This is a genomic window from Fuerstiella marisgermanici, assembly GCF_001983935.1.
In the GTDB taxonomy this organism is placed as follows: Bacteria; Planctomycetota; Planctomycetia; order Planctomycetales; family Planctomycetaceae; genus Fuerstiella; species Fuerstiella marisgermanici.
This window is the reverse complement of record NZ_CP017641.1, coordinates 3,883,610-3,908,053: the sequence shown is the minus strand read 5'-3', so window position 1 is coordinate 3,908,053 and position 24,444 is coordinate 3,883,610. Positions and strand designations below refer to the sequence as shown.

The 24,444-nt window shown below is 56.2% G+C and carries 9 protein-coding genes; 5 read left to right on the top strand and 4 right to left on the bottom strand.

From position 1 onward, the window contains the following. Positions 1 to 7 precede the first annotated feature (7 nt). The gene (locus tag Fuma_RS14495) at positions 8 to 1,468 is read left to right on the top strand and encodes an IS66 family transposase (RefSeq protein ID WP_077022387.1); all 1,461 of its coding nucleotides are present in this window, start codon (positions 8 to 10) and stop codon (positions 1,466 to 1,468) included. 40 nt (positions 1,469 to 1,508) lie between these two features. Here the strand turns inward: Fuma_RS14495 and Fuma_RS14490 are convergent, their stop codons facing one another. Then, positions 1,509 to 9,020 carry a beta strand repeat-containing protein gene (locus tag Fuma_RS14490; RefSeq protein ID WP_077024754.1) on the bottom strand — a complete coding sequence of 2,504 codons (7,512 nt, stop codon included), beginning with the start codon at positions 9,018 to 9,020 and terminating at the stop codon, positions 1,509 to 1,511. Positions 9,021 to 9,464: 444 nt separating this feature from the next. Next, on the bottom strand, positions 9,465 to 9,755 hold the full coding sequence (locus Fuma_RS14480) for a hypothetical protein (RefSeq protein WP_077024752.1): 291 nt from the start codon (positions 9,753 to 9,755) through the stop codon (positions 9,465 to 9,467). An 879-nt stretch (positions 9,756 to 10,634) separates the two neighbouring features. On the opposite strand from Fuma_RS14480, the gene Fuma_RS14475 reads away from it, so the two are divergent. Next, complete coding sequence (locus Fuma_RS14475; protein ID WP_077024751.1) at positions 10,635 to 11,216, top strand: ECF-type sigma factor; 582 nt, start codon at positions 10,635 to 10,637, stop codon at positions 11,214 to 11,216. Between the two features lie 400 nt (positions 11,217 to 11,616). After that, positions 11,617 to 15,915, top strand: coding sequence for a protein kinase domain-containing protein (locus Fuma_RS14470; protein ID WP_158520991.1), 4,299 nt, complete (start codon positions 11,617 to 11,619; stop codon positions 15,913 to 15,915). Between the two features lie 384 nt (positions 15,916 to 16,299). Here the strand turns inward: Fuma_RS14470 and Fuma_RS14465 are convergent, their stop codons facing one another. Next, the gene (locus Fuma_RS14465) at positions 16,300 to 17,124 is read right to left on the bottom strand and encodes a hypothetical protein (protein WP_077024749.1); all 825 of its coding nucleotides are present in this window, start codon (positions 17,122 to 17,124) and stop codon (positions 16,300 to 16,302) included. A gap of 482 nt (positions 17,125 to 17,606) precedes the next feature. On the opposite strand from Fuma_RS14465, the gene Fuma_RS14455 reads away from it, so the two are divergent. Continuing rightward, on the top strand, positions 17,607 to 20,618 hold the full coding sequence (locus Fuma_RS14455; protein ID WP_145944182.1) for a hypothetical protein: 3,012 nt from the start codon (positions 17,607 to 17,609) through the stop codon (positions 20,616 to 20,618). 43 nt (positions 20,619 to 20,661) lie between these two features. Continuing rightward, positions 20,662 to 22,638 (top strand): hypothetical protein, encoded by a 1,977-nt coding sequence (locus Fuma_RS14450; RefSeq protein ID WP_077024746.1) that lies wholly within the window; start codon positions 20,662 to 20,664, stop codon positions 22,636 to 22,638. A 1,153-nt stretch (positions 22,639 to 23,791) separates the two neighbouring features. On the opposite strand, the gene Fuma_RS14440 is transcribed toward Fuma_RS14450, so the two are convergent. Continuing rightward, positions 23,792 to 24,178, bottom strand: coding sequence for a hypothetical protein (locus Fuma_RS14440; RefSeq protein ID WP_145944181.1), 387 nt, complete (start codon positions 24,176 to 24,178; stop codon positions 23,792 to 23,794). Between the last annotated feature and the right edge of the window lie 266 nt (positions 24,179 to 24,444).

Here is a 24,444-nt window from a genome sequence, read left to right as displayed (position 1 = left end):
CAGGTGGATGGACACGGATGTCAGTCAGATCATCGCTGTGGAAGTGAAGCAGCTTGTGCTTAGCCTGCAGCGTGAGGTTGCGGAGCTGCGGGACGAGAACCGGCGGCTGCGTGATCGGATTGAAGAGCTCGAAGGTAAGAACCCCACAGAGCGACTCGACGAGGCGTTTTCGGTGACGGCGGAAGAGAGACGCCGCGCTGAAACGGGCCGCCGAAAAGGTCGCAAAAAACAATCCTCGGCGCGTCGCGGTCGTCGCACAACCGAGCAGAAAGCGGACAACGCCGAACGACGCGAACTCATTCTGCCGGAAGGTTACAACGTCGCAGAGTGCCGTTTCGTTCGGGAACGTTTCGTCTGGAGAGTGATCAACGGCCAAGCCGTGCAGGTCGTCTATGAAATCTATCACGGCCCCAACGGCGAGAAATCCGAAATTCCGGGCGTGTGGCCGCGGTCCGAATTCGGCATTGAAGTTCATATCGCGCTGGCTCGCATTGTGACCATCACGGGACTGTCGATCGACAAGACGTGTGCATTGATTGAATTCTTCTGGAATCTGCCGCTCGGCAAATCCCAGGCGGACGCTCTGTTGAATCAACTGGCACGGCGTTGGGAACAGGAATTCGAATCTCTGTGTGACCTGATGGCGTTCAGTGCGATTGTGCATGCAGACGAAACCAGTTGGAGTATCAACAGCGTGTGGGCTTTTTTGTCGGAGAAGGCGCGCGTGCTGATCTTCGGATGCCGCAAAGACGGCGACACACTGGCTCAGATCCTGTCGAAAGAATTGTTTGGAGGCGTGCTTGTTTCGGACGATGCGGCCGTGTACCGAGGTTTCAGTCACGCACAGAAATGCTGGGCTCACCTGCTGCGGAAGGCCATCCGTCTGACGCTGCTGAAGCCGGACAACGAAGAGTACCAGCGACTGCTCGACGGCCTGCTGGAAATTTTCTACGCGGCCAAACGCCACGCCGCCGATGGTCGTCTTGGCGATGCCGGTCGTGCGGCGAAGGTCGATGAACTTGATAACACGCTGGCGGCTCTGCTGGTGCGTTACTGCGCCGAGGATTCCGATGTTCGGGCGGCCGACTTCGGCAAGGATTTTGACAACCTGGTCTCAGAACTGATTCGGCTGATGACGGAAGAGGAGTTGTTTTGTTTTGTGACAAGCCCGGCCGCGCCAGCAACGAACAACGAAGCGGAACGCAGTCTTCGCGGCGCGGCCATGGACCGTCGCACAGGTCGAACGAGCAAAACATCGAAGGGAGCCCGTCGCCGCAGCATTCTTACAAGCGTCCTGGAATCGCTGAATCTCCATCTGAAAACACCAACGCTCAGTTCCGTGGTGGCCGAGGTCATGACGTGGCAGCAGGATGGATTCAGTCTGTTTGATCGACTGAAACTTGAAGTCGGCCTGACCTCCGCGCCGCCCGGTCAGTCGCGACTGTCCAAACTCGTCCCCGCCAACTGAACACCACACCTCACGCTGCGCACCACGCGGAAATGGACAGCTACTCACTGAAGGATGTTGTTCCGGCTGCATAGTGAAAGGTTTCAACCGGTGAGCCATCGCCCCAGTCGACCGTCAGCGTGAACGTATCCAGCGTTCCCGGATCAACGATGTCTCCGGTCAGCGTCGCGGTATCGTTCTCGTCAATGGGGGAGGTGATGGACAGATTTCCGAGGGTCGGCGCCACGTTGTTGACAGTAACGGCTTCGACATCAGAACCAGTGCCAGTGTCATTATCAGTGACGGAGGCGTTGATGGTGTAAACGTTTGACGGATCACTGGTCGGGTTGTCATCCAGATACTGATGCGTCAGGGTAAACGTCTGGGTACCGCTGGCACTGGCCGCAAACGTGTACTGCTCCGTATCGTTGGGGCTGAGCGCATCACCCCAATTGATATCCAGCGTGAACGTATCCAGCGTACCCGGATCTGTGATCGTTCCGGTCAGAATCGCGGTTCCGTTCTCATCGATCGATATCACGGGATCGAGAACCAAGTCCGGAGCCCCGTTGTCGACCGTGATCGTCTGACTGACCGTGGAACTCCCACCGTCTTCATCACTCACTGTCACCACAATGTCATAGCTGCCGTTGTCGTCCGGTGTGAAGCTGAAGCTGGTCTGGTCCACGCCGCTGCCGGAATCGTACGCACTGCCGTCCTTCAGCACCTGATAACTGTACGTCAGCATATCGTTCGCTCCCGCTGGATCCGTCGCCGATGCCGACACATCAACCTGAGTACCTTCCTGACGAACCAAACTGATGCTGTCGATCAATGGTGTCGGAGCAACGTTCGCAACCGTCAGAGTCGTCGTCCCAAGATCGAACTCACCATCCGGATCGGTGACGCGGACGGCGATCGTGCGGGTGGCGAAGTCGTCCGGGAAGCTGACACTGGGCTGTTCGCCGGTGGCATCGACATCAAACGTGCTGCCGTCGTAGTCCAGATCCCATTGAAACGTCAGCCCGCTGCTGGCGGTTTCGTTGTCTGTCGATGCCGACGCATCCAGCGTGAACGATGATCCTTCGTCCGCCGTATACGGCCCACCGGCATCGGCCTGCGGCGGTGTGTTGAAGACGAAGTTGGCGATGGAATCGAGTTCCCCGTCGCTCAGAAAGGCGGCCGCCTGGTTGGCAAAGCCGTCCGGAATCACCAGCGCGTTGGCGGCGGTGATGGCGGCCGCTCGAGTGTCCGCGGTAATCGTAAAGTGAGCCAGTCGAACCGTTTCACCGGCCGGCACGGTGAGGTCGTAGGTCCAGTCAATATTGTCGCCCAGATCACCGCTCAGCGCAATTTGATTCGGCTGCAGACTGGTTCCGGGACCGTGGATGTAATGGATCACGGCCGGCGCCCCGCTGCCATCACCGTCGTCGGTGCCGATCCACCAGTCGGTGGGTTCGACAATCGTGTCCCCGTCGGATGTGGCAAACACAACGGTGTTGGCATCGGAGCCCAGGTTGCCGATCAGCCTGGCCGTGGTGGTCACATCGCCGGAAGTCGGGTTGTGGAATACGTCGAGTGTGCGTGCAAAGTCTTCGCTGCCGGTGCTGGGCGTTGTGACTTTACGGTGTACTTCAAGACCGCTATGACTGCTGTTACTCCCGGAATACTCGATCGAGCCATTACCTACGGAGGGTTGCGAAAACGACATCACATCGAGTTGGAACCATTCTTGCAGCGGCACGACCGTCGTGCCGCCCCAGTGGTAGCCACCACTGAACGGCCTTAATTCGATCGTGTGAGTTCCAGCAGAAAGATGTAACACTTCCCGGAACGGTAATTTGTGACCGGTGAAGCTGTTTACCTGCTGGCCATCAAAGAACTCCATGTAGTCCCGATGAAGTTGGCCGTCGATGTAAAGGCGACCGCCACCCAGTCCGGACATGGGCCTTGCTTCAGTCTGCATTCTGATGAATCCGGAAATGTCCACGCTTCCGTCCGACGGCAGCTCAATTGTCTGCGACACGGTGAGGCCCCCGGAATGCACCAGCGATTCCATCTGATAGCCAGTGTAACTGGCACCCGCGGGAGTCTCCACGTGCTCCACAAACGACGGCAGGTAGGCTGTGCCGGACACCTCCAAACGATTCAAACCGTCAAAGGCATTATTCGTTCCCTGCACCAGTTGTCCGGCGCCCCAGCCGCCGATTTCCGGATCGAAGGTGAAGCCGTTGGGTGAGGTCAGGTCGTGGGTGGGCGCGGGGCCGCCGACGAGGTCCAGGGTGAAGTTGTCGCCGGCGACTCCGTCGGTATCCCCATCCAGAGCATTGCCGGCCGTGTCGACCACGTCGTCGGAAACCGTCAGACGATAGATGTCTTCCGGCAGAGACGGCAGCACCACGGTGGCCGTCAGGCCGGTATAGGTAACATTGCTGAGCGTGACGACAGGGTCGTCGGATGTCCCCAGCAGCCCATCACTTCCCGCGCGCTGCAGCACGACTTTGTGAGTCGCCGTGGTATTCTCGACCACTTCACTGAAGCGGATGTCGATCGCATTTGTGCCCTCCGGCAGAATGCCGCTGGCCACCAGATCGGTGCCATCGTCCGTCGTCACCGACGTGATCGTGGGCACTTCATCGTCGACCACAATCTGCAGCGACGCGGAACCTGATCCACCATCGTCATCCGTGACCGTCAGGTCCACCTGATAATTCCCATCGCCGCCCGTCTGGAAACTCGGCGTGGCACCGCTCAGGCCGATGGAACCACCAGTTGGCAGCGTCACAGTCCAGTTGTAGGTAAATGAATCTGTCCCCGGGTCACTGACGTTTGCAGAAAGGTTGACCGTCTGATTCTGGCCAGCTGTGGACGGAGCCGTCACTGTCGCCGTGGGAGCAACGTTGTTCACCATGATGTTCGTGGTAGCAGACTGCCCCACATCCATGGCTGTCAGGACAAAAGGAATGTTGCCATTGCCAACTTCGCGACTGACGAATGCGCCATTGCTGTTCTGCTGTTGAATGAATCCGTCGCCAGACCCGGTTCCCAGTGACCGCAACCGCGTTGATCCCAGACCCTGGAATCCAATGAAGTAGTCGCCAGCGGGCAAATCCACAGGGGCTGGAAAATCGAAAGAGATGTTCCAGCCAATCCCGCTGAATGATTTGGGAATGCCATTTTGCGTGGCAACGTAGTCTCCGGGAGAGAATATAAAGTTGGAGAGTGGTGCTCCCGGGTGGCTGCCTGATTTAGCGAAGATGCCAAATTCGAACTGGCTGAGGTTCGAATCTTCTGTGGCAACCTGCAGCAGGGCTGATGAAAGGAGAGTCTGCTGGGACAACGAGAACTGATCATAAATCTTCCAGCCACTGGACTGCGACGCGAACCAGGCTTCACCGCCTCCGAGCGGAACTGCCGCGCCATTATTGAATGCTTCAAACTCGCTGCTGTCTCCGGCGGAGACGCCACCATCATCATCTGATATGGAAACGGAAATGGTGTATTCATCGCTCGCAGTTCCGGTCGGATCGTCGTCTGCATACGTGTAGGGAATGGAAAACGTGCGATCTCCCACCGGTAGTACATGATTTGTGGTGTTGCCGTCGCCCCAGTTCACTTCAATCGTGTGTTCATCGCCGGCACCGGGGTCAGCAAACGTTCCGGTGAGTGTGACCTCGCTGCCTTCATCCACGGGGTTCGGGCTGACGCTCAACTCGCTGTGAACCGTCGCGGAAATGCTGCGGATGCGGTACGTCTCCTGAGCGTTATTGCCCATTAACACTAAACTCAGTGCGGCATTCGGGTCGAGGACGGAAGCTGACGTGGCGGTGCCCGTGAATCCGTTTGACGTTCCGGTGACGACCGTCTGCAGAGCACTCAGGTGGATTTCAACATCCAGAATTGTGGGGAATCCGATGTTGTTGCCCGGTGTAATTAACTGGCTGTTGGTCTGAAGCCCATCGGCGCCATTGTCCGTCCATTCCCGGACGTACATCTGACCTCCGTTGTTGTCGCCCCGCACAAGTCCGATGACATTAGTGCCGTCAGTTATGGCGATTCCGAGATCATCGTCTCCGGTAACACTCACAAATGGCGCTTCAATGCTCAGCACGATCCGGTCGACGTTGCTTCCGGCATCGGCCAGCGGTACCTGCAGAATTTTCTCAGGTTCCGATGTACTGGCGTTGGCCCCCTGACCAATATCCAGATATGAACTCTGACCGTCACTGCCGAGCGTTGCCGAACGCACAAAAAATGCCGCGTCTGCCAGCAGGTCTTCAGCCGATAGATCTTCGTCGAAAATATCAAACGTCGGTGCCACGTTGTTGACCAGCAGATCAAAGGTGGCCGTGTCGGTCGCACCGTGTTCGTCGGTCGCGGTGACGGTGATCGCCTGATTCTCGTCCGGACCGTCTGTCGTGTCGTAAGTCCAGTTCCACAAACCACTGCCCGGTGAAGAGGAATCCAGCGTAACCGCACCGATCAGCTGCCCCTGAGCATCGGTGGCTGCAACACTGACGATATCGCCATCGACGTCTGTGAACGTCCCGGAATGTCTGGCCGTATCACCTTCGTTCACGGGTGCGGACGTGATGCTGACCGTGGCTCCGTTCAGTCGATATTGTTCGCCGGGATCGCCGGCGAACATCACCAGACTCAGACCGGATTTCGCGTTGAGCTTGCGCGATGTCGAGTGCTGGCCACCAAACGGGGTGCCGTTGATCCTGATATTCTGTACGGCCGTATCGGCATCGACCACAATGTCGAACTCAAGCAGGTTCGGTGTCTGGATCGGTACGCCGGAAGCGATGGTCTGAAGACCCCGGCTGGAGAGCACCGTGCCGTCCGCTGCCTCGAAGACATCGATCCGACCACCACTGTTGTCAACATGTCGCAGGCCGACGACATCCTGACCATCGGTGATTCCAAAGTGTGGATCGTTATCGCCCGTCAACCGTTCATAATCGATCGTCACGGAAATCGTATGAGGCCCCGCCGTTGACAATTGGTCGGCGTCAACAAGCAGCGAAGAAAACAGCTTCTGCTGGCTGCTGCCACGGCCACCTGGGAAGAGAATCCCACTGTCCAGCGCGTGTGGAGCGGAGAAAACGGCGTTGGCTTCCAGCCATTCCGGAGTCAGGTTGAATCCCGAATCAATGGACGGAGCTTCGTTGATATCGTTGATCGAAACGACCAGTGATTGCTCATGCGAAAGGGAGCCCGAGTCTGTCGAGCGAACTCGAATGCTGTAGCTGTTCTGCAGTTCGAAATCTGGTGAAAAAGCTGTCTTCAGCTGATTGCCGTCGATCGTGAACAGGCTGTTGTGTGTGCTGGCTGTTCCAGGCACCAGCAAATATGAGTGTGAATCACCGGCATCTTCATCAGTCGAAACCAATGTTCCGACGACAGTGCCGGACGGCGAGTTTTCGTCGACGGCTGAAGGGGACAGGCTTAACGCTGTTGGTGCCTCGTTGACGTCGTTGATCGATACACTGAAGACGCCTTCGACGAAATCGCCAGCTGCGTCCGTGGACCGGACTCGCACCGAGTAGCTGGATTTCGTCTCAAAACCTGGTGCGGCGGAAATGGTCAGCTGATCACCACTGATTCCAAATGACGCGTTGTCAGTGTCACCACTGCCGGGAGCCAGCGTGTAAGTGAATGTGTCGCCGACGTCAGGATCCTCAGTGCTGAGCGTGCCCACTGCTGTACCAATGGGAGTGTTCTCATCAACCGAAGAATCCGAAAGGCTGACCAGAGTCGGCGGGTCCTTAGTGTTGACAACGTGGATCGAAACCATCGCCGTGCTGAAGCCGCCAAGATCATCGGTGACTCTAAACTCAAAGCTGTCGGAACCTGCGAAATTCAGATCGGGGGTGTACGTCAGATTTGCCCCGCTCACACTGAGCGTTCCGTTGGACGGACCCGATTCAATTGAGAACGTGATGGGATCGCCATCAGTGTCGCTGCCGGTGAGTGTGATGTTGACAGCCGTCTCTTCATTGGTGGTGATGCTCTGGGGGTCACCTGTGGGGAACTGGTTGACGGTCTGAGTCGTCAACACAACGTCATTGCCGGTGCCTCCCGCATAACTGATGGACCAAATGTTGCCGCCGAACTCAACAAGCCCGCTTTCCGGGAGCCCGACAAAGAATCCGTCAACAGGGTCAGTCCCATCATTGTCGATGATGATGAACTCGTCGCCGATCGTAGCAAGGCTCGCCAGCAGCGTGACGTTCAGATGACCGTCGAGCCGGACGGTTCCGTTGACTTTCAGCTGATCGTATTCGGTGCCGGCGGTGGTACCGTTCAGTTGTACATCGAAATTGCTGTTAGCGTGTTCAAAATAGATGTCTGAGGTGTTGAGAACACCTGTGGTTGATGTCGATCCCGGATCAATGGTTCCGCCGGACTGTACGCGAAGCTGATAGTTCGAGCCGGATGTTCCTGCGTTGACCGTTCCGGTTCCGGTAACCAGTGCGCCGCCCTGCACATAAGTGTGGCGACCGGAACTGAAGGTGCCGCTGACGTCCAGCGTGCTGCCACTTTGAACGTTTGTGTCGTAATACTGGTTGCTGTATGTGCCGTCGACGTCCAGTACACTGTTCTGAATGTAAGTGTAGTAGTAGTTGGTGTAAGTTCCGTCGACTTCCAGCGTGCCGCCGCTTCGGACGTAGTTGTAGTAACTGGTGTTCGCCGCGCCGTTAAGAATCACATCTCCGTAACGGACATCGAGCCGGTACGGTGTCAGGTTGCCGTCAACCTGCAGCGAACTGCCTGAGTTGGGCCACAGATACAGATAGTCACTGCTGACAGTTGTCATGCCGCCCGTCCAGACGTTATCGCCCACACTGACGACGCGTGCATCGTCCGACGTCAGCAGTTCGTCGGCGACGGTGATCGAGTTTTCGATCTGCAGGTAGGAGTTGTTGATGACCCGTGTTCCGGTCGCTGCGGTTCCATCGGCTGTGCCGAGCCCGGCCGCGTCCAGCACGATGAGCGTTCCGCCACTAACCAGTGTTTCGCCCGTGTAACTGTTACCCGTGGCCAGCACGGCGGTTCCGTTTCCGGAAAAGCTGACTCCGCCGGTGCCGGAGATGGCATCATTCAGTGATACCTGTCCGCCACCGGAGTTGCTGACGGACAGATCGTTTCCGTTCAGGTCAACGGTGCCATTGACTGTGAATGTGCCGCTGCCCGTGTTGGCAATCCCGGATGAGAGCCCCAGCTGCAGGTCCATGTCAACCGCGTTATCAGTGCCCTGAATCGTGATCGATCCATTCAACACGATCGGCTGGCCACCCAGACTGTAGTTGTCGCCTTCGATGAGGATCGAACCGAACGTTGCGCCGACGAAATCGTTGACACTCGCCGGTTGAGCCGCGCCATCAGGGAAAACAAGGTCATCATTGGTCGTGGGTGCGATATCGCCCGCCCAGTTGTCGTCGTTCGACCAGTCGGCGTTCGCACTGGAACCGCCGCCATCTGGCGCACCATCCCAAACAATGGTCGCCAGTAGGCACCGGTCTTCCAGGATCTCCGCGAGACGCTGTGAATGCTCGGCCGAGTGCACCTGTCTCCGCTGGGATATACTCCGTCGACGTCCCGAGTTTCTTCGTTTTGAAGAGCGAGTTCGGGTGACAGCGGAACAAAAGCTCTTCAGCCAGGAGGACATCAACATAAGAAATGCTCTCAACGATTGGAGAATAAAGGCGTGTCGCAGAGGAGGATAGTGGCCGACTTTTGCGAATCAGGCCGTTCGCGGCAGGAACGTTGCAGCCAGCGGAAACACATCGATATTGGGCCGAATGCGGCAAGTTCCTCGGAAAACAAGTGTTCGCGCAGCAGACTGCGGAATTGGCATAGTTGCCATTTCTTCATGCGACATCCGCATCGCGATTGTCCGGATTTTTTTCGGAAATGCTGTCGAGTCGGCAAACTGCAGTGTGGTTCAGCAGACGTTCACGAGCGAGAACTCGCAATATTACGGAGAAAAGCGAGGCTGCTTCTCGATCGTTTAGAGTACCCTGCCGGCGCTAGCGACCTCGGCCACTCGCTGCAGTCGCGTGACCAGTTGTCGGATAATTTCTGACTGTTCAGGCGGTATTTCGATCCGCCAATTCCGTCCGCGATAAGCGCCAAAACACAGTTCCTGCAGCGAATCCGGAGTAGTTTCCAGTTCGATCGATTCGGCGGCGGGCCACGGAACAAAGCCATGAGGCCCGACGAAGCATGATTCATAAACCGTTGTCGGTCCCGCGCCGTTCAGAGCGGCCTCCAGGTTCGGCAGGGCAGTCAGCAGCAGCAACGCTGAAAAGCCACTGCATTTTGAGGGTGTCTGCGCCGTGCGTTGCGTTTAGCCAGTCCACCACCATCCACGTTTCAAGCGGAAAATCTCTACCGCAATCGCAAAGCCACCGTAGAAAACAAGTGGACTTCGGCGTCTGGTCTCCGAGATTTGATTTGGCTGAGCACCCACAATTGCTCTGCGCGTGATCGCCATGCCAAATCGGGCGGCAGGATTCAATTCCCCCACTGGCCGGCCAACACAAGGGAAACTACTGCGAGCAGCTGCGAGGAACGCATCCGTGACGGAATTTCTGCGTGCATCGGGCCGGCCCAGCAACCACATGGTCGGCAGTTCACCGGACTCACCTGATTATCCTCGCCACAACCAAAAGCGTGGCCATTCCGAAGAAAGCCGGCTGTAAGGGCGACAGGGTGTTTATGAAACCGACGGGCGACGCTACAAGGAGTACTGTGGGCAGGTCGTCCTTTAAGAGTAAGATGGCAGCCAGCGCCTTCTGTCGTGAAAACGGAGATGATCGACCGCCGCCGGTGAAATCGTGCCGATCCTCTCGTCTTCTCATCCGTCACCCACCGCATGTTCGTCCGAAAAACCTGACCCAAGTTCTTCGAGGCACGCAATCCTGCGCCGATGCGGGGCAGACGTCCGGCAAGTCACTACTGAACAATATTCCACTCTATTGCAGCAACCACGTGAGTCGGCTGTCTTCGTGCAACTACAAGCCGACATAGCGCTCGCGGGATCTGGAGGAGTCCCATCTGGAAATTGTGGATCGGTCCAAATCAGGCAACCTGAATGAATTCATTGCTCGGGAGCACGCTAAGGCGATAAGATCGGGGACGACGATTTCACATTGCTCAATGGAACGCACATTCAACAATGGAAAGTTTTCAGGAAGTTACCCAGATTCTGCATCAGGTTGCAGCAGGAAATGATCAGGCCGCCGGTGACCTGCTGCCGTTGGTTTACGAGGACCTGCGCAAGCAGGCATCTCAGCAGATGGCATTGGAGCGAGTCAACCATACGCTTCAGGCCACCGCTCTCGTCCACGACGCTTACCTCCGAATCATGGGCTCCGACCATGACAAGAAATGGGACTCCAGGGCCCATTTTTACGCCGCTGCCTCCAGTGCGATGCGCCGCATCCTCATCGACCACGCCCGTTCCCGATCCCGACTCAAGCGTGGTGGCGACCGAGTTCAGCTCACGTGGATCGACATGGAGATTCCCGATCAACCGATCAGCCACGAGCAACTACTGGAACTGGACGATGCCCTGCAGAAGCTGGAGCAGTCGGACGAACAGGTCGCGGAATTGGTTCGACTGCGTTTGTACGCCGGACTATCGGTCACAGAGTCAGCAGAGATTCTGAAAATCTCCCGTACCGTGGCCTACGAACTCTGGGATTATGCGCTCGCATGGTTTGCCGTTGAGCTGAGACCGTCTGATTGCCCGCGTTAAATGTCATAAGAATGCCAAGATTTTTCGAATCCCTACGGACATCACCGGACTGAAAGGCGCGTGTTAAAAGAGTTCACTAAGCAGCCTCTCGAATTGTCGCCGCTCGCGCAGTGAAGTTCAGAGCTCATTCCCCCAAACTATTGCAACCAACGCAGACAACCGCAGACCGGTCGTGTCGATGAGTCAGAATCCAGCAAGAAATCGCGAGCGTGAACTTTACATGGAAGCCGCAAGGATCTCGGATCCTGGCGAAAGGGAGAGCTTTCTGACTGGCGCTTGCCGTGGTCAGACAACGCTGAGGCAACGTGTCGAACTGCTACTAGCCGCGCGAAACGATGCTCGTTTCAACCCGCTGAACCAGGCTGTAAACACATCTTGCCAGCCGGATGGGAATCCAGAGGTGACGAAACTCGCCAATAGTTGCATGGACGCCGAAAAATGCGTCGTTGACATCGATCAGCAGCCGGTCATTGACCGCTACAAGCTTGTCGAAGAAATCGGTCGGGGCGGCATGGGCACGGTATTCATGGCACTGCAAACAGAACCTGTTCGCCGCCGCGTGGCTGTAAAGGTAATCAATCCCGGAATGAACACGCGCGACGTGCTGTTGAGATTCGAAGCCGAACGGCAGACGCTCGCCATCATGGATCACCCGAGCATCGCCCGAGTGTTTGACGGCGGAAAAACGGATACCGGGCTGCCGTACTTCGTCATGGAACTGGTTCGCGGTTCTTCCATTCTGAAGTTCTGCCGAGAGCACGAACTGCCGCTCGAACAACGCCTTAAACTTTTTGTCGACATTTGCAGCGCTATTCAGCATGCTCACCAAAAGGGAATCATTCACCGGGATCTGAAGCCGTCGAACATTCTGGTCGAACAACACGAAGCCTCGATAATCCCCAAAGTCATCGACTTCGGAATTGCCAAAGCGATCGGCGCTGATTCAGAGAATCCGAATGTTACCGGCTTTCGAGAAGTCCTCGGCACGCCGATGTACATGAGTCCTGAACAGGCGGAATTCAACGCTCTTGATGTCGATACCCGCAGCGACGTCTATTCGCTGGGAGTGTTATTGTACGAGCTCGTCGCCCATCAGCCTCCCTTTGACCCGGAACGGATCCGCAAGGCCGGATTTTCAGAATTGTTCCAGATCATTCGTGAAGAAACACCGCCGCTCCCGAGTCGTTCGGCGACGCTCCGAAAGTCTCACGATACTGCCGCAGTAAGCAGCAGTTCCGCCGCGACGAGTTTGCTGCCCCGCCGTGTCCGCGGAGACCTGGACTGCATCGTGATGAAGGCGTTGGAAAAGAACCGCTTACGGCGCTACCAATCCGCTCGCGATCTAGCCAGGGATGTGCACCGATTCCTGAATCATGAACCGATCGCCGCCCGGCCGCCATCTACACTATACCGGGTGCGGAAAACCGCCCGGCGCCATCGAGCGATGATTGGCGGAGCAACCATCGCGTGCCTGGCGTTACTGCTGGGCACAGCGGCCGCACTGTGGCAGGCGCAGCAGGCCGGTCAAGCGCTGAAGCTTGCGGAACTCCGTGCTGACGTCATCGCTGTTACCAATCAGCGACTGGCAGGTCAGGTTCGCACTGCCGAACGCACTCGTGCTGAGGCCGAGGAACTACTTTATGCAACTGAGGTTCATTTGGCGGGCGCTGCATTGCAAGTTGGCGACGTTGTCCGAACTCACAACCTGCTGTCCCGACAGACTTCCCCCGAGCGCATCGGGCTGACCGAGTCGTTCGAATGGCAGCACCTTAACCAGCGTGTTCAACAAGAGCCTCTCTGGACTCGGTCCCTTCTTGGGCAGATTCGTTGCGCTAGGGTCTCACCCGACGGTCGCCACGTGGCCGTAGCTGCCCGTGATTCGCTATTGCGGATTCTGGATGTCAATACCGGTCAGTCCGTGTGTGAACATCCTGCATGGGCTATGTTGAACAGCGCCGCTTGGTCACATGATGGTCATAACGTGGCCTGTGCCTGCGCGGATGGCACCGTCCGGCTGTATTCCTTTCGCAAGACAGATCACAGCGAGCAGGTGACCGAATCGCCGCGCTATGGGCTGCAGCTAGTCCGGACCCTTCAAGCTCAGACCAGCCCGACAGAAGCAGATTACATTGACGATGCGGGCGAAGCCAACGACGCCCTGTTCACACTGGACGGGCGGTGGCTTATCGCCGCGGGTGACGACACGCTAATTCGAATCTGGGACCGTCAGAAAGAGAGTCTGGTCGCGACGCTTGACGGTCACGGGCGTGCAGTAGAGCGTCTGGCTCTCTCCTCAAACAGTGCGTTTCTGGCAACCGCCAGTAGCGATGGCACATTGCGGCTGTGGGACATAGCCGGGCACTTCTCTCGCGGCGACCCAATCACTCTGTCCGGTCGCGTCGTCAGCCTTGCCGTGTCAGATGACGGCACACTTGTCGCAGCTGGCGACATCAACGGAGAACTGGTGATCCTGGAATCGACGACCGGGGATGTCAGTCGAGTTGAGATTCTTGACGGCATCGAAAGTCTGGCTTTTGCACCTTCCCCTGACCGAATCATTGTCGGAGATCGTGCCGGCATCATTCGCAGCTGGCGATTGACGGATCAGCCCGGCGACCGGATTTCCGAGCAGCAGGATGATCCCTGGCTGGCACACGAATCGCGAGTGCAGGCGCTGGCTGTTCACCCCCAGACGGGACATGTCATTTCCGCTAGCCGTGATGGGAAGGTGTCTTCGTGGCCGAGGATCCAGGCGGACACGTACCGTCAGGTCGATTCCGTCTCTGTGTTGGGGTTTGCCCATGACGGAGACCTGCTGTTAGGAAATCATCAACTCTTGCGACTGAGTTCCGATCGCTTCGGCATTCGCACGCGTGAACCGGTTTCCACAGCCGGATGGAAATTGATGGCCATCAGTCAGAATTCAGACAGGACGGTCCTTGCCAGTGATTCAGAAGTTGTTGTGCAGGACCTAAGAACAAATAAGAGGATTACACAATGGAAGTGCACGAAAGATATCTATCGCGTCGCGATCTCACCGGATGGGCGGCTGGTTGCTACCGTCGATTATGGCGGTACCAGTGTCCGCATTCGCAGCGCCATTGATGGACGGCCAGTGCGTGAATTTCCGGTCAAGGCCTGTCGATGCCTTGCCTTCTCTCCAGACAGTCAGACGTTGGCCTTCGGTTTTTTGGACAACCTGCTGCTTTACTCTCTTGATTTAGACACTGCCCCGATCGTGTTTTCCGGGCATTCATCCACACTTCGCTGTGTCAGCTTCAGTCCGAACGGCAGTACCATTGCGACCGGCAGCAATGATCGACACATCCGAATCTGGGATGCGGCATCCGGTAAAGGGCTGATGGAACTCCCTGGTCATTCCGATTACGTGACATCGATCAGCTACTCGCGGGATGGAACGCGGATCGTTTCCGCAGGTGAATCCTGCCGCATCAGAATATGGCACGCCACGTCGATGCAGCCGCTACTGGATCTTGTGGTACCGCAGGAAGTGCCCGCCGTTTATGCCGAACTGAGTCCGGACAATAATCGCCTCGCAGTGCTGGACAAAAATGACACCGTTTCCATCTTTGAAGCGATTGATTCTAAACAACAGTGCACGCGTCCGGCGGACACCTCTGCCATGTTGGACTTCCAGACCGGTGAGTCCGTTGAATTTGATGCGCTGGGTGATCTGACCAGCGGCATGCACCGCAGTCTATCCAGGGGAATCTCCCCTGACGGAAGATTGGTGGTCGGGCATAGCTTCCATTTCAAGGGATTCAGCCCTTTTGTGTGGTCGGAGACAGATGGCATTCGCCGTTTGGGGCCACCGTATCCAGACGGCCTGAACGGTGAGTGCACATGCGTTTCGGCCGATCACTCGGTATTCGGCGGCGCGGGAGGCGTTGTGGGAGAACGCGGATACTCGGCTCGTCTCTGGTACCCGGACGGATCAACCCGTCGAGTCGCAGAAGGTCCGGGAATGGTTGTTGCGATCTCAGCCGACAACAAGATCGTCGCAGGCTATGCCGGCCCCAAAGGAGAACAGAAACCCTTTGTGGAACGTGGCGGAGAACTGCGTTGGCTCCCGCTTCCGTCAGCAGAAAACAACGGTGTTACGGCGTCCATGACTCCCGATGGACGGTTCATTCTGGGCACGACATTTGAGGTCGCCGCCGATAGTGATGGTGAAGCGTTGAGCGCTTGGCGCAACGCTCAGCCGGTACTCTGGAGTAACGGTGAACTCCAGGAAATGCCTGGCTTCGGACCGCAATGGAATTGGAAGGCCGTTGACATTTCGGATGACGGCACGACCATTATCGGCTCTTGCTGGGCACCAGGAGATCGCATTCACCACCCCGGGGCCCGGATGTTTGTGTGGCGAGATGGCGCCTTGGAAATCCTGGAACCTCCCCCCGGATTTCTTGAGCTGCGTCCGCAGGCGATTTCCGGCGATGGCAATACCATCGTGGGTCGGCTGGGGCAGGCCTTGTACAGGAAGAACAGTCACGCGTGTTCTTGGACGTCACATAGCGGTTTCATGGACCTTAACGCCGTTTGCCTGACAAACTCGGAAGTCGCAGGATGGACGCTGGTGGATGCGCTCGATGTATCCGCTGACGGGCGACAGGTTACCGGCTACGGCCTAAACTCGGATGGCCATCTGGAAGCCTGGCGGCTGCAATTTGGCCAGTGATCGAGATCGTAAAACGGAATGCCATCAACACATATTGAGGCGTGGCTACATCCAATGGACTTGTCAGGCGAGGTCAAAGGCGGTGCTCACTACGGAGCGACCGACGATTCTGTTACAAGTCCGTCAAAGACCGAGTGCACGCTCACGACAACGCGTGCGGTATAAACCCGTCGGCTTTCGCCATGACCAAAGCTGTTCAGAAATCCAAGCCACCGCTTAGGAGTACCACTGCACGTCGCTCCGTCATCACGATCGCTCCCAAACGTAAATCCTTGCGAAAAAGGCAATCGCTGCCAAGGCAGTTTGACCGGAGACTTCCTGCTTTTTCAAGAGAAGCTGCACCACCAATCAGTAGACTGTCATGCGCAGTTGCTGGACGGGGCCTCAGTCCCCCTGTGCAGTTAATTTCAGATTATGGCCCCGGCGCTTGTGCGTACTTTGGGGAAATGCCCGTGGCAGAGCTTCGAGGTGCCGATGTTGACGGAACTGCCAACGATTAACGATGACGTCAGGGAAGAAGGGCTCGAACATCTCAGTGGTCGGTCGATATGAGTTCTTCTCTAAACGCGTCGACGATCGGTCCGCATAGAATTCCGCGGAGCCACTGACGTCGAACCGCTCTCGCCATCCGGGATCAGGACGATGAAACTTGTCGATCAGTGTCCCTTTTCCAACGGCAGACAATCCGCAAACCGAAAAGACAAGTTTTGGCTGTGCAACGTCAGCATAGCGGATCCTGCAGCGTACACCGCGGACCACGCGCGAGATCTCGGCGGGGTCACCGGACGAGCAGTCTATCTGTTCATCGGCCAATTCAGAGAACATCTGATCAAAGCGATCGTAAATCGCCAGAGTGTATTCTTGATGCTTCTTGGGCCGATGACTTCCCGACAGCGTCGAACGTTTCAAGTGTCGCCTGAGGCGTTCTCTTGGTTTCTTGAGGTACAGGAAATGGACTTGCGCGAACCGAGCGTCTCCTCCACGTTTTGCTTCGTGGAATGATTTCAGCATCTGTTCATGATTGCTCACAACGACAAGGTCGTGCGGATATTCCAGAATCCACCTGAGGCCCTGATCTAATGTGGGACAGTCTTCGGTCCTTGTTCCAAGGCTTACATCCATGTCGGCCGCAGGCTCGATCTTTAACGCATCGAGACACGAAGATTTTCCGGCAGCGGAATGTCCGATTAGCGCGATGGTCTTCTGCATTTTTACATTTGTAACAATCTGATGTTCAACGAACCACAAACCAGCGGATCTGCATCATGCGGAAACTGTGGGCACAGTTCAGGATGGCAAGTAGATCGAGGAAGTCGTCATCTTGAACGTGCGTCAGGATGAGATTTGAGCGATGCCATGGATCAAATTGATGTCGCCTCGGAGTGTAGGGCTAAGGCAGATTGCAACTGAACGCTTCGACGCTCAGGACTGCGCCCACCTGACGCACGAAACGGTGCCTAAAAGCATTGGGAATGATCGACGAAGTTTTGTTGTCGAACTGATATGGCAAATGCAGCGATCTGTTTCACGAGGGGGAACGGGAAAATTCCTGCCTGGATATGAATTGGACGGAATCGCATTTGAATCGATTATCGTTTGGGTTACCGTGAGAAGGTGACGAAGGGTATTTCGTCGGACCGTCGATGGCAGGGAGGACATTACCTGGGGCTATGGTTGGGCAGGGTGCAACGATGCCGAAAGCGTCAAAGTTTCAGAAGTTTTCCGTTGATAGCGACTGCAACCAATTGTTGCCGGACAATAAGCTTGCCAACGTCAAAACGCTCTACAAGATCGTCACTTTTGAACACGATGGATTGGTTCGCGATCTCTTCTCGCTCCCTGTGCTTGTACCGCTCCAGGGAGTTTTGAAATCGACCATTCCGCTCGGACTCCCCTGGCATCTGTTGACCAGCAGCGAACCGGTCCATGAGCATACCGAACTGGTTGACGTGGTTGCCGGAAATCTGAATCTGGCGGTCAGCAATGATGGAACCTGCCTGCCCACCGGTGTCCCAGTGAGCGACGCCACGGAAAAAAATTCGAATGGGTTGGAACGAATCGTCAGAATCCAGGATTTTGCCAGTTGGAAAGGCGATGGGATCAGGTATCGCGGAGTAGCCGTCAGGACAAACTCCCGACTTAAACGCGAGCTGCTTGAAAATGGGTCTGTCGTCTCCTCGCTGGCAGAAGACCGCAAAACTCCCGTTCGCATCATTCTCGATCCGGCTGACGTGTTGCCGGTCAGCAATCCTGAGTCGTTGATCGCCGGCAGGACTCTCTCCCATTGCGGGAATGACGTTTCCGTGAAACTCTCGCGCACACAGGTGGACCGACTTCATCGGGGGCAGGGAGTGATCTTCTCCGTTGCTGGAAATCCAGTGCGGATACAGAAGACGGGGCCGGGATCAACCATTGACCGGCCGACGACGATGGCATCCGGTGCGGGAAACCGAAATTGGTTTCTGACCGTACCGGACGAAGAAGAGGATTTTTGTATCCGGCTGACGTTGCTCCGCACCGACCCGCGTGCCGAAACGTATTATCGGCCGATGGAAAACACGGCCCAGACGCAATCGGTCGTAGACTTCATTTCCGGATGGCCGGACCAGGTCTATAAGATGATTCTGGAGCTGTATCTGGCCGATCCTCGCGCGGAAGCATGTCTGCGCCATTTCGGCAATGATCGGCCCGGCGAATCGGGTCAGTTTCCCGACTATCAGATCGGTTTGTTTACGACGTTCGAGCAGACGTGGGAGCAACTTGGGTATTCGCGCGGGTCGCTTGTTTCATCGCTCAACCTGGCTCCCGGCGAGTCACTGAACATCGAAGTCTTCACCTGGGACCGTCGAAAAGTTGAGAAAGAACAGTCGTTCGCTGCGGAATATGAATGGAACCGTGAATTCAATACGCTTGCGAAGGCGAGTACCACCATCGCTCGTGATCTGAAGGAGTCACTCGATGCCCGTGTTGAAGGTAACGGCAACATCGGCCTGCCGGGCGAAAAAGTCAAGTTGAACGCGGGCGTATCTGGTGGTGTTAAGGGGTCGGTTAAGGAAGGCCTTAAGAACGATGTCTCGTTGATCCATGAACAGACCACGAAGAGTGCGGAGCGATTCAAATCGTCGTATCAGGTTAAGATCGTTGAGACGCATGAAGAGGGGCGCGAACGCCGCTCAGTTCGCCGGATTGAAAATCCCAACAGGTCGCGTACGCTGACGTTCAACTACTTTGAGGTGGTCGAAAACTTCCGTGTCGTTACTGAGTTGAAGGATTCGGCGAAGCTTTGCCTGCTTGTGAAGAATCCGTCGTTGGGACCGTTTGATCTCGACTTTGTGCTGGCCTACGGGCACCGCCTGAAAGAGGTTCTTATGAGCAGCGACTACCGAAGCGGGTTCGACGCCGCAGTAACGATTGCCGCGCAGCGCTGGTTTGATCATCGGTCCGGAATTGCCGAGCCCGCCACGTCGGTCCTGCCGTTGCCTGGCGCCCCTGTGTCGTCAACGCAGGAAGACGCCATTCCGCCCGCCCAGCCTCCCAAGGGAATCATGGCGACTGGCAGGATCATTCATGACATCCTGAAGCAGTTCCTCTATCTGGAAAATCGGATTGCCGAATCGTTTGAGGAATTCGGCGACCATTACAACCCGCTTTTCCCGTCACGGCTCAGCGCTGCATCGCTTGGAAATCATCGGGATGCGATCCGTAAGCACTGCTTCTGGGTGAAATTGAACAACGTTCATCCAGGTTTTGACAAGAAGGCAAGAGCTTATGTCGATGCAACTCACGGCAAGTTCAGCAAGCCGGAATCAGAACCGGAAGTCATTGCCGCACTTCGACATCTGCTGGAAGATTTTGACGACGACTGGCTGTACACAATCAAGATGTTTGCGGCGTCAGTCGTCGTCAATGCATTGTTCGGAATCGTGGCCACAGTATTCATTGCGACTACGGCTGCTCTGCTGCTTCCGATCCTGGGACCGATGCTCGTCGACCTCGCGTACAACCACATCGACCTGGGGCTTTCTGTTGCGATCAGCACGGCCCGGAGAGATTTGCTTTCGATCGTTGACATGCAGAACGCTGTGTCGACTCAGCGACAGGCTGAGATCTCTTCTGTTCCACCGGCAGGTGGCGCGGCTCCGGTGAGCGGACCGATCGTTTCGCAGGTCCCCGTGGAAGTGCCGCAGGTCTACAGCCATCGTGAACTGGCAGAAGCACATGCCCGGTTTGAGAAGCTCATCCTTCATCTGGAAGCCAATCGTACGTTTTACGCCAATGAAATCTGGCGGAGCGAAGACGCCAACGAACGATACAGGCGTCTGGAAATTCTGGGCGTCGCTCGGTTTGTCCAGAATCGGCTGCTGGGGTTTGTCGGAGATCGTGCGGCGTTTCCGCTGAGAGTCGAGTCGCTTCCCCCGGGTGTCAATCTGGAAGGACTTCTGCCTGACATTGCCGGCATGCCACGGAATGACAGGGAGCAACAAATTGATGAGGTCGCCCTGCCGACCAGCAGTCTGCATATTGAATCGGTTGTTGGTCGCTGTGATGCCCTGGAACCGTATGAATTGAAACGTCGGACAATCGACAGAAAAGTCGCGAAGACCCACGCCGCGCTCCTGCGCGAGCAACTTCGGACAAAGCGGATCCAGAATGACCGGCTCGCTGAACACGACCAGACGTGTGACACCCCGCACGCCGGGTAAGTGCTGAATTGAGTGGAAAGATTGACTCGCCGGAGAGTGTTCGATGCTAACAATCAAAGCAGGCGACGACGTCTCATTCTGGACCGCAGCCAGGTTTGACCGCCCTTCTGTTCATTGCACGTTTACAGTCCTGGTCGTCTCCGGCGACAGACGCCCAGGTCTCACCGGGTTCTTTGTCCGGGAAAGCGGAGAGTCGCAACTCGATCCCGGCGAGTCACATCAGTTGCTGGATATCGATGGCCATCGGTGGACCGCACAACTGCTCCTTCTTGAGGATGACACATGGAGCGTCGTTGCTCAGGAGGACATTACGGAACGGTCGCTGCCACGTCAGGTGGATAATACAACGGCATCGCAAACGTCGCCCGAGGATGATGGGTTCTTACTCACTGCCGAGCAACGGCAATACTTTTCAGATCTTGAAGAACGCCTCGCGGAAGCGGATTCCGCCGCCGATGAAATGGCCATCCACATGGTCACAGAACAATACCTGAGCCAATACACGTCGGAACTGGAACTCTGGCTCGCTCACGTCCGCGCCGGTGTCACGATTCATAAAGACGCCGTTCAAAACGCTGTGGATACGGTTCAGACGAAGCGAATCGACTTTCAGGGCGCCCCGCGGGAAGCCAACTGGAACGGTATTTTCATGGCCATCGGAGTCGTGATCTTCATTGAGATCGCGGCGGTTCGTGTTGGGATGTCACTGGGGGCCCTGCTCGTCAAGGGATTGCGGAAAGTCCGACCGGGCGCGTTCAGAGATGGAATTTCCGAAGCGCGAAAGGCGATCATGAGTGATCGCAGCAAATTGCAATCAGCATTACCGTCGGTCCGGCTCAACCCCGGAATGCCCGCAAACACCGGCAGCGTGCTTTGGAACGCCAGTCGGTTTGCACTCAGCCCGGCGGGGAGAAAACTCTCGCCTGAGCAGCTACACAAACGGATGACCGACATTTACGGCAAAGCATTCGGGAGTAGTGTGAAAGGATACAACGCTGGACAAGCGGTGATTCGGGAGGCCGCGAATAACCCGAAGCAGGTCACGCGCTCCCTGGACAACGCCGCGATCCGAGAGTGGCTGACGGACAAGGAATGGATGGACATCATCAAAACCGGCGACGTCGGCAAGGTCGGCATGAAACTGGCCAAAGAGACGATCGACTTTGGAAAGAAGCAGAGCCGTTTTCCGGAATCGAATCCGCTGCTCCGACCGGTCGACGTCATCTTCAAGACGATGATACAGAGCCAGTTCGACCAGGAACTCTTTCGAGCAGAGCAGCACCTGGAAAACGTTCGATGGCTACACTCACAGGTCTGGACTCAATCACCAGAGACGGCCATGGAGAACCTCAAGCTGGCGGCGTCCATTCACAGTGAAGAATTGCAGTTGAATGTTGAACAGGCAGGCTGGGATCAGCTCTTTGAGAGCGAAAGCTACGATTCCCTGAAGCGACGTGTCACAGACGAATATGAGTTGAGTCTCTGGGCGCTGATGTATGCAGATAAGGTCCACAAGTATCAGGTCTATGACAAGACGATCCCTTCGATGACATACGAGCGGATCAAATGCTGGCGTGAGGTCGATTACGAAACATTCGCGAAAACTCCAGCGGCGCAGCGCCGCGAGTGGTATCACCAGAACGATGAACAGTTTCAATTGATGCTGACCTATCTCCGTCACCGGTTTTTTCCCGACTCCCCACCGGAGTCAATCGCGAAACAGCTCAACGACCTGAATCGCCATATTCATGAGAAGATGAACGCCGTCTTTTCTGCTCCGATGCCCAACGGAGATCGTGAGAACGGACCCGCGGATCGCGGTCCCGCCCCCACGGATTCGCAGAGTCTGCCGTCCGGTGAAATCCCGCAGCAGACAGGTCCCCCTGCGAACCACCCAGCACAGTCGGAGTCGTCGACCAATTCCAAGGCAGGCCAGGATCAAATGGGTTCACCAGCGGGCCAGCTGCTCTGGATCGACATCCCGGCCGGTCAGCCTCCGGCCGACGAGCCTGTCGGTTGAGGCGTGTTTCCGCTCTCGTTGTTTCACCGTGCTGGCTCCACCCAGAAAGCTAACTTCCTATGGACGGCACATTCCCACCGACAAAAAAAATTAATACTCGGCTGATCGTCGGCCAGGACAACAGCCTGTCGCAGTTCGGCTCGACCTCCCGACAATCATTACAATTCGGCGGGCAGGAATCGCGTCTCACGTGGTCGCAGCACAGGTGCAGTAACTAACTCATGACGAACCGTCCTGAGCGGCGAATTGTCAAGTGGCCAGACTCTGTCAGAGCGCTTCGGTGGTCACGACGAATGGCACTTAGATATTGCTAACTCCTTTGAGCCCCCCGGTTCCGAAGGCCAACTCTTTGAATGAAATTGGCCTCGCAATAAAGTCTTTGCTGAGCACGAGTTAGTGTCTACAGGGCGCGACTCTCAGTCCGACAATCAATTCCATAGTTTACATAGAATTCCACGGATTGCGATTGGTTCTGTGACAAGATCTGTGACATCGGATGGAAGTCCTTGGTGACTGCCGTGCCGCATCTCGATGGGGGCAAGCGAAGCGGGTAGTTCGAGGCGGCTTACCCCGTAGCATTCCCCTTTTGCGATGGGACCTGTGCCGCTCCGCCAAACGTCGGCCGTTTGCTACGAAGAAACATTTGGGCAACAGAAAGCCTCACGAATTTCTTCATGAGGTGAATGCCGCTGGGCCGGATTTGAACCGACGACCTTGAGGTTGTGAGGAAGCCTTCTAAACCATGCTGAAACCACTCAAAGCCCAGTGTTTTCGAGGTGTACTTACCCTTTTGCGCGATTGCAAGCCTATGCATCTGATGCCAGTGTTATTCATCGTTTTGCGTTTCCGGCGTTCGCAAAAGGGTAAGCCGCAGACACATGCGTTACTCCATCGCGAAGGTCTCTATCAGCAAATTCCTCCGGCGTTCGGTTGTGATCTCAAGCCAGAGGAAACTTAATGAACGAAACCGAAGCACCCAAAAGCCACGCTGCGGGAGCCCAGACTTCTACGTCCCGAACGTAACTTCTCGATGTCAAAGACAGCGTTGCTGTCAGAGCTTTCAGAAATTGATTTACTACGTTCGCTACACTGTTTGTGTCGCCATCTGTATGCGGAACATCCTGTTGGGCCGTCGGTTTCTACCTCTGCGAACTCAATTGGTATAGCGAAACTCCAGGAGCTTCCAATTGTTCGAATGGTTGGTGAAGAACACTCGGCCATCCCACGCGCCACCTCGCTTGCTGCGGGGCTTGACAGTCACTTTGAACTCCTCGTAGCGTGTTTGCCCCTCGGTGCTGGTGTAGCGAAATCGCCCGGTCACCGTGACGGAATTCGACGTGTTGTTTTGAAAGTAATAGCGAATTTCCGTCCCTGGACCGTAGTGGCAATCGTACTGTTGGACTTTCCACTGGACCGGACCTCCGTAGGGTCGCCAGCCTGTTGAGGACCGCATACCAGCGTTGGCTGCGGGGCTTCCAAATGTTGCTACGCAAGAGAGCATAACAACAGCGACGACGGAGTGTTTTGCAAGTTGGTACATTGATTCTGTTCCTCGGAAATTCGTGTCTACTAAAGGCTTCCCTGACTGATCAAAGGACGTTTCCTTGCTACCGGCGTAGCTGTTTCCGTCCTCACTACACGTCTGACAGCCAACGCCACGGAAGTTAAGCGGATTTCCAGAAAGAGTTTTTCCAATGCCAAGACATCTGGCTGCCAAACGACCCCACAGTCGCCAGCGTTCTAAAGACTTCAGCGTGCAGAACGGACACGTCCCGGGAGGGGCGGCGTGTGAAACAGGCCGAGTCC

What these genes read in the sequence shown, in the direction of transcription:
- Fuma_RS14495 (WP_077022387.1), top strand. Translation starts at nt 8, where the DNA reads ATGGACACGGATGTCAGTCAGATCATCGCTGTGGAAGTGAAGCAGCTT.
- Fuma_RS14475 (WP_077024751.1), top strand. Translation starts at nt 10,635, where the DNA reads ATGGAAAGTTTTCAGGAAGTTACCCAGATTCTGCATCAGGTTGCAGCA.
- Fuma_RS14465 (WP_077024749.1), bottom strand. Translation starts at nt 17,124, where the DNA reads ATGCAGAAGACCATCGCGCTAATCGGACATTCCGCTGCCGGAAAATCT.
- Fuma_RS14455 (WP_145944182.1), top strand. Translation starts at nt 17,607, where the DNA reads ATGCCGAAAGCGTCAAAGTTTCAGAAGTTTTCCGTTGATAGCGACTGC.
- Fuma_RS14450 (WP_077024746.1), top strand. Translation starts at nt 20,662, where the DNA reads ATGCTAACAATCAAAGCAGGCGACGACGTCTCATTCTGGACCGCAGCC.
- Fuma_RS14440 (WP_145944181.1), bottom strand. Translation starts at nt 24,178, where the DNA reads ATGTACCAACTTGCAAAACACTCCGTCGTCGCTGTTGTTATGCTCTCT.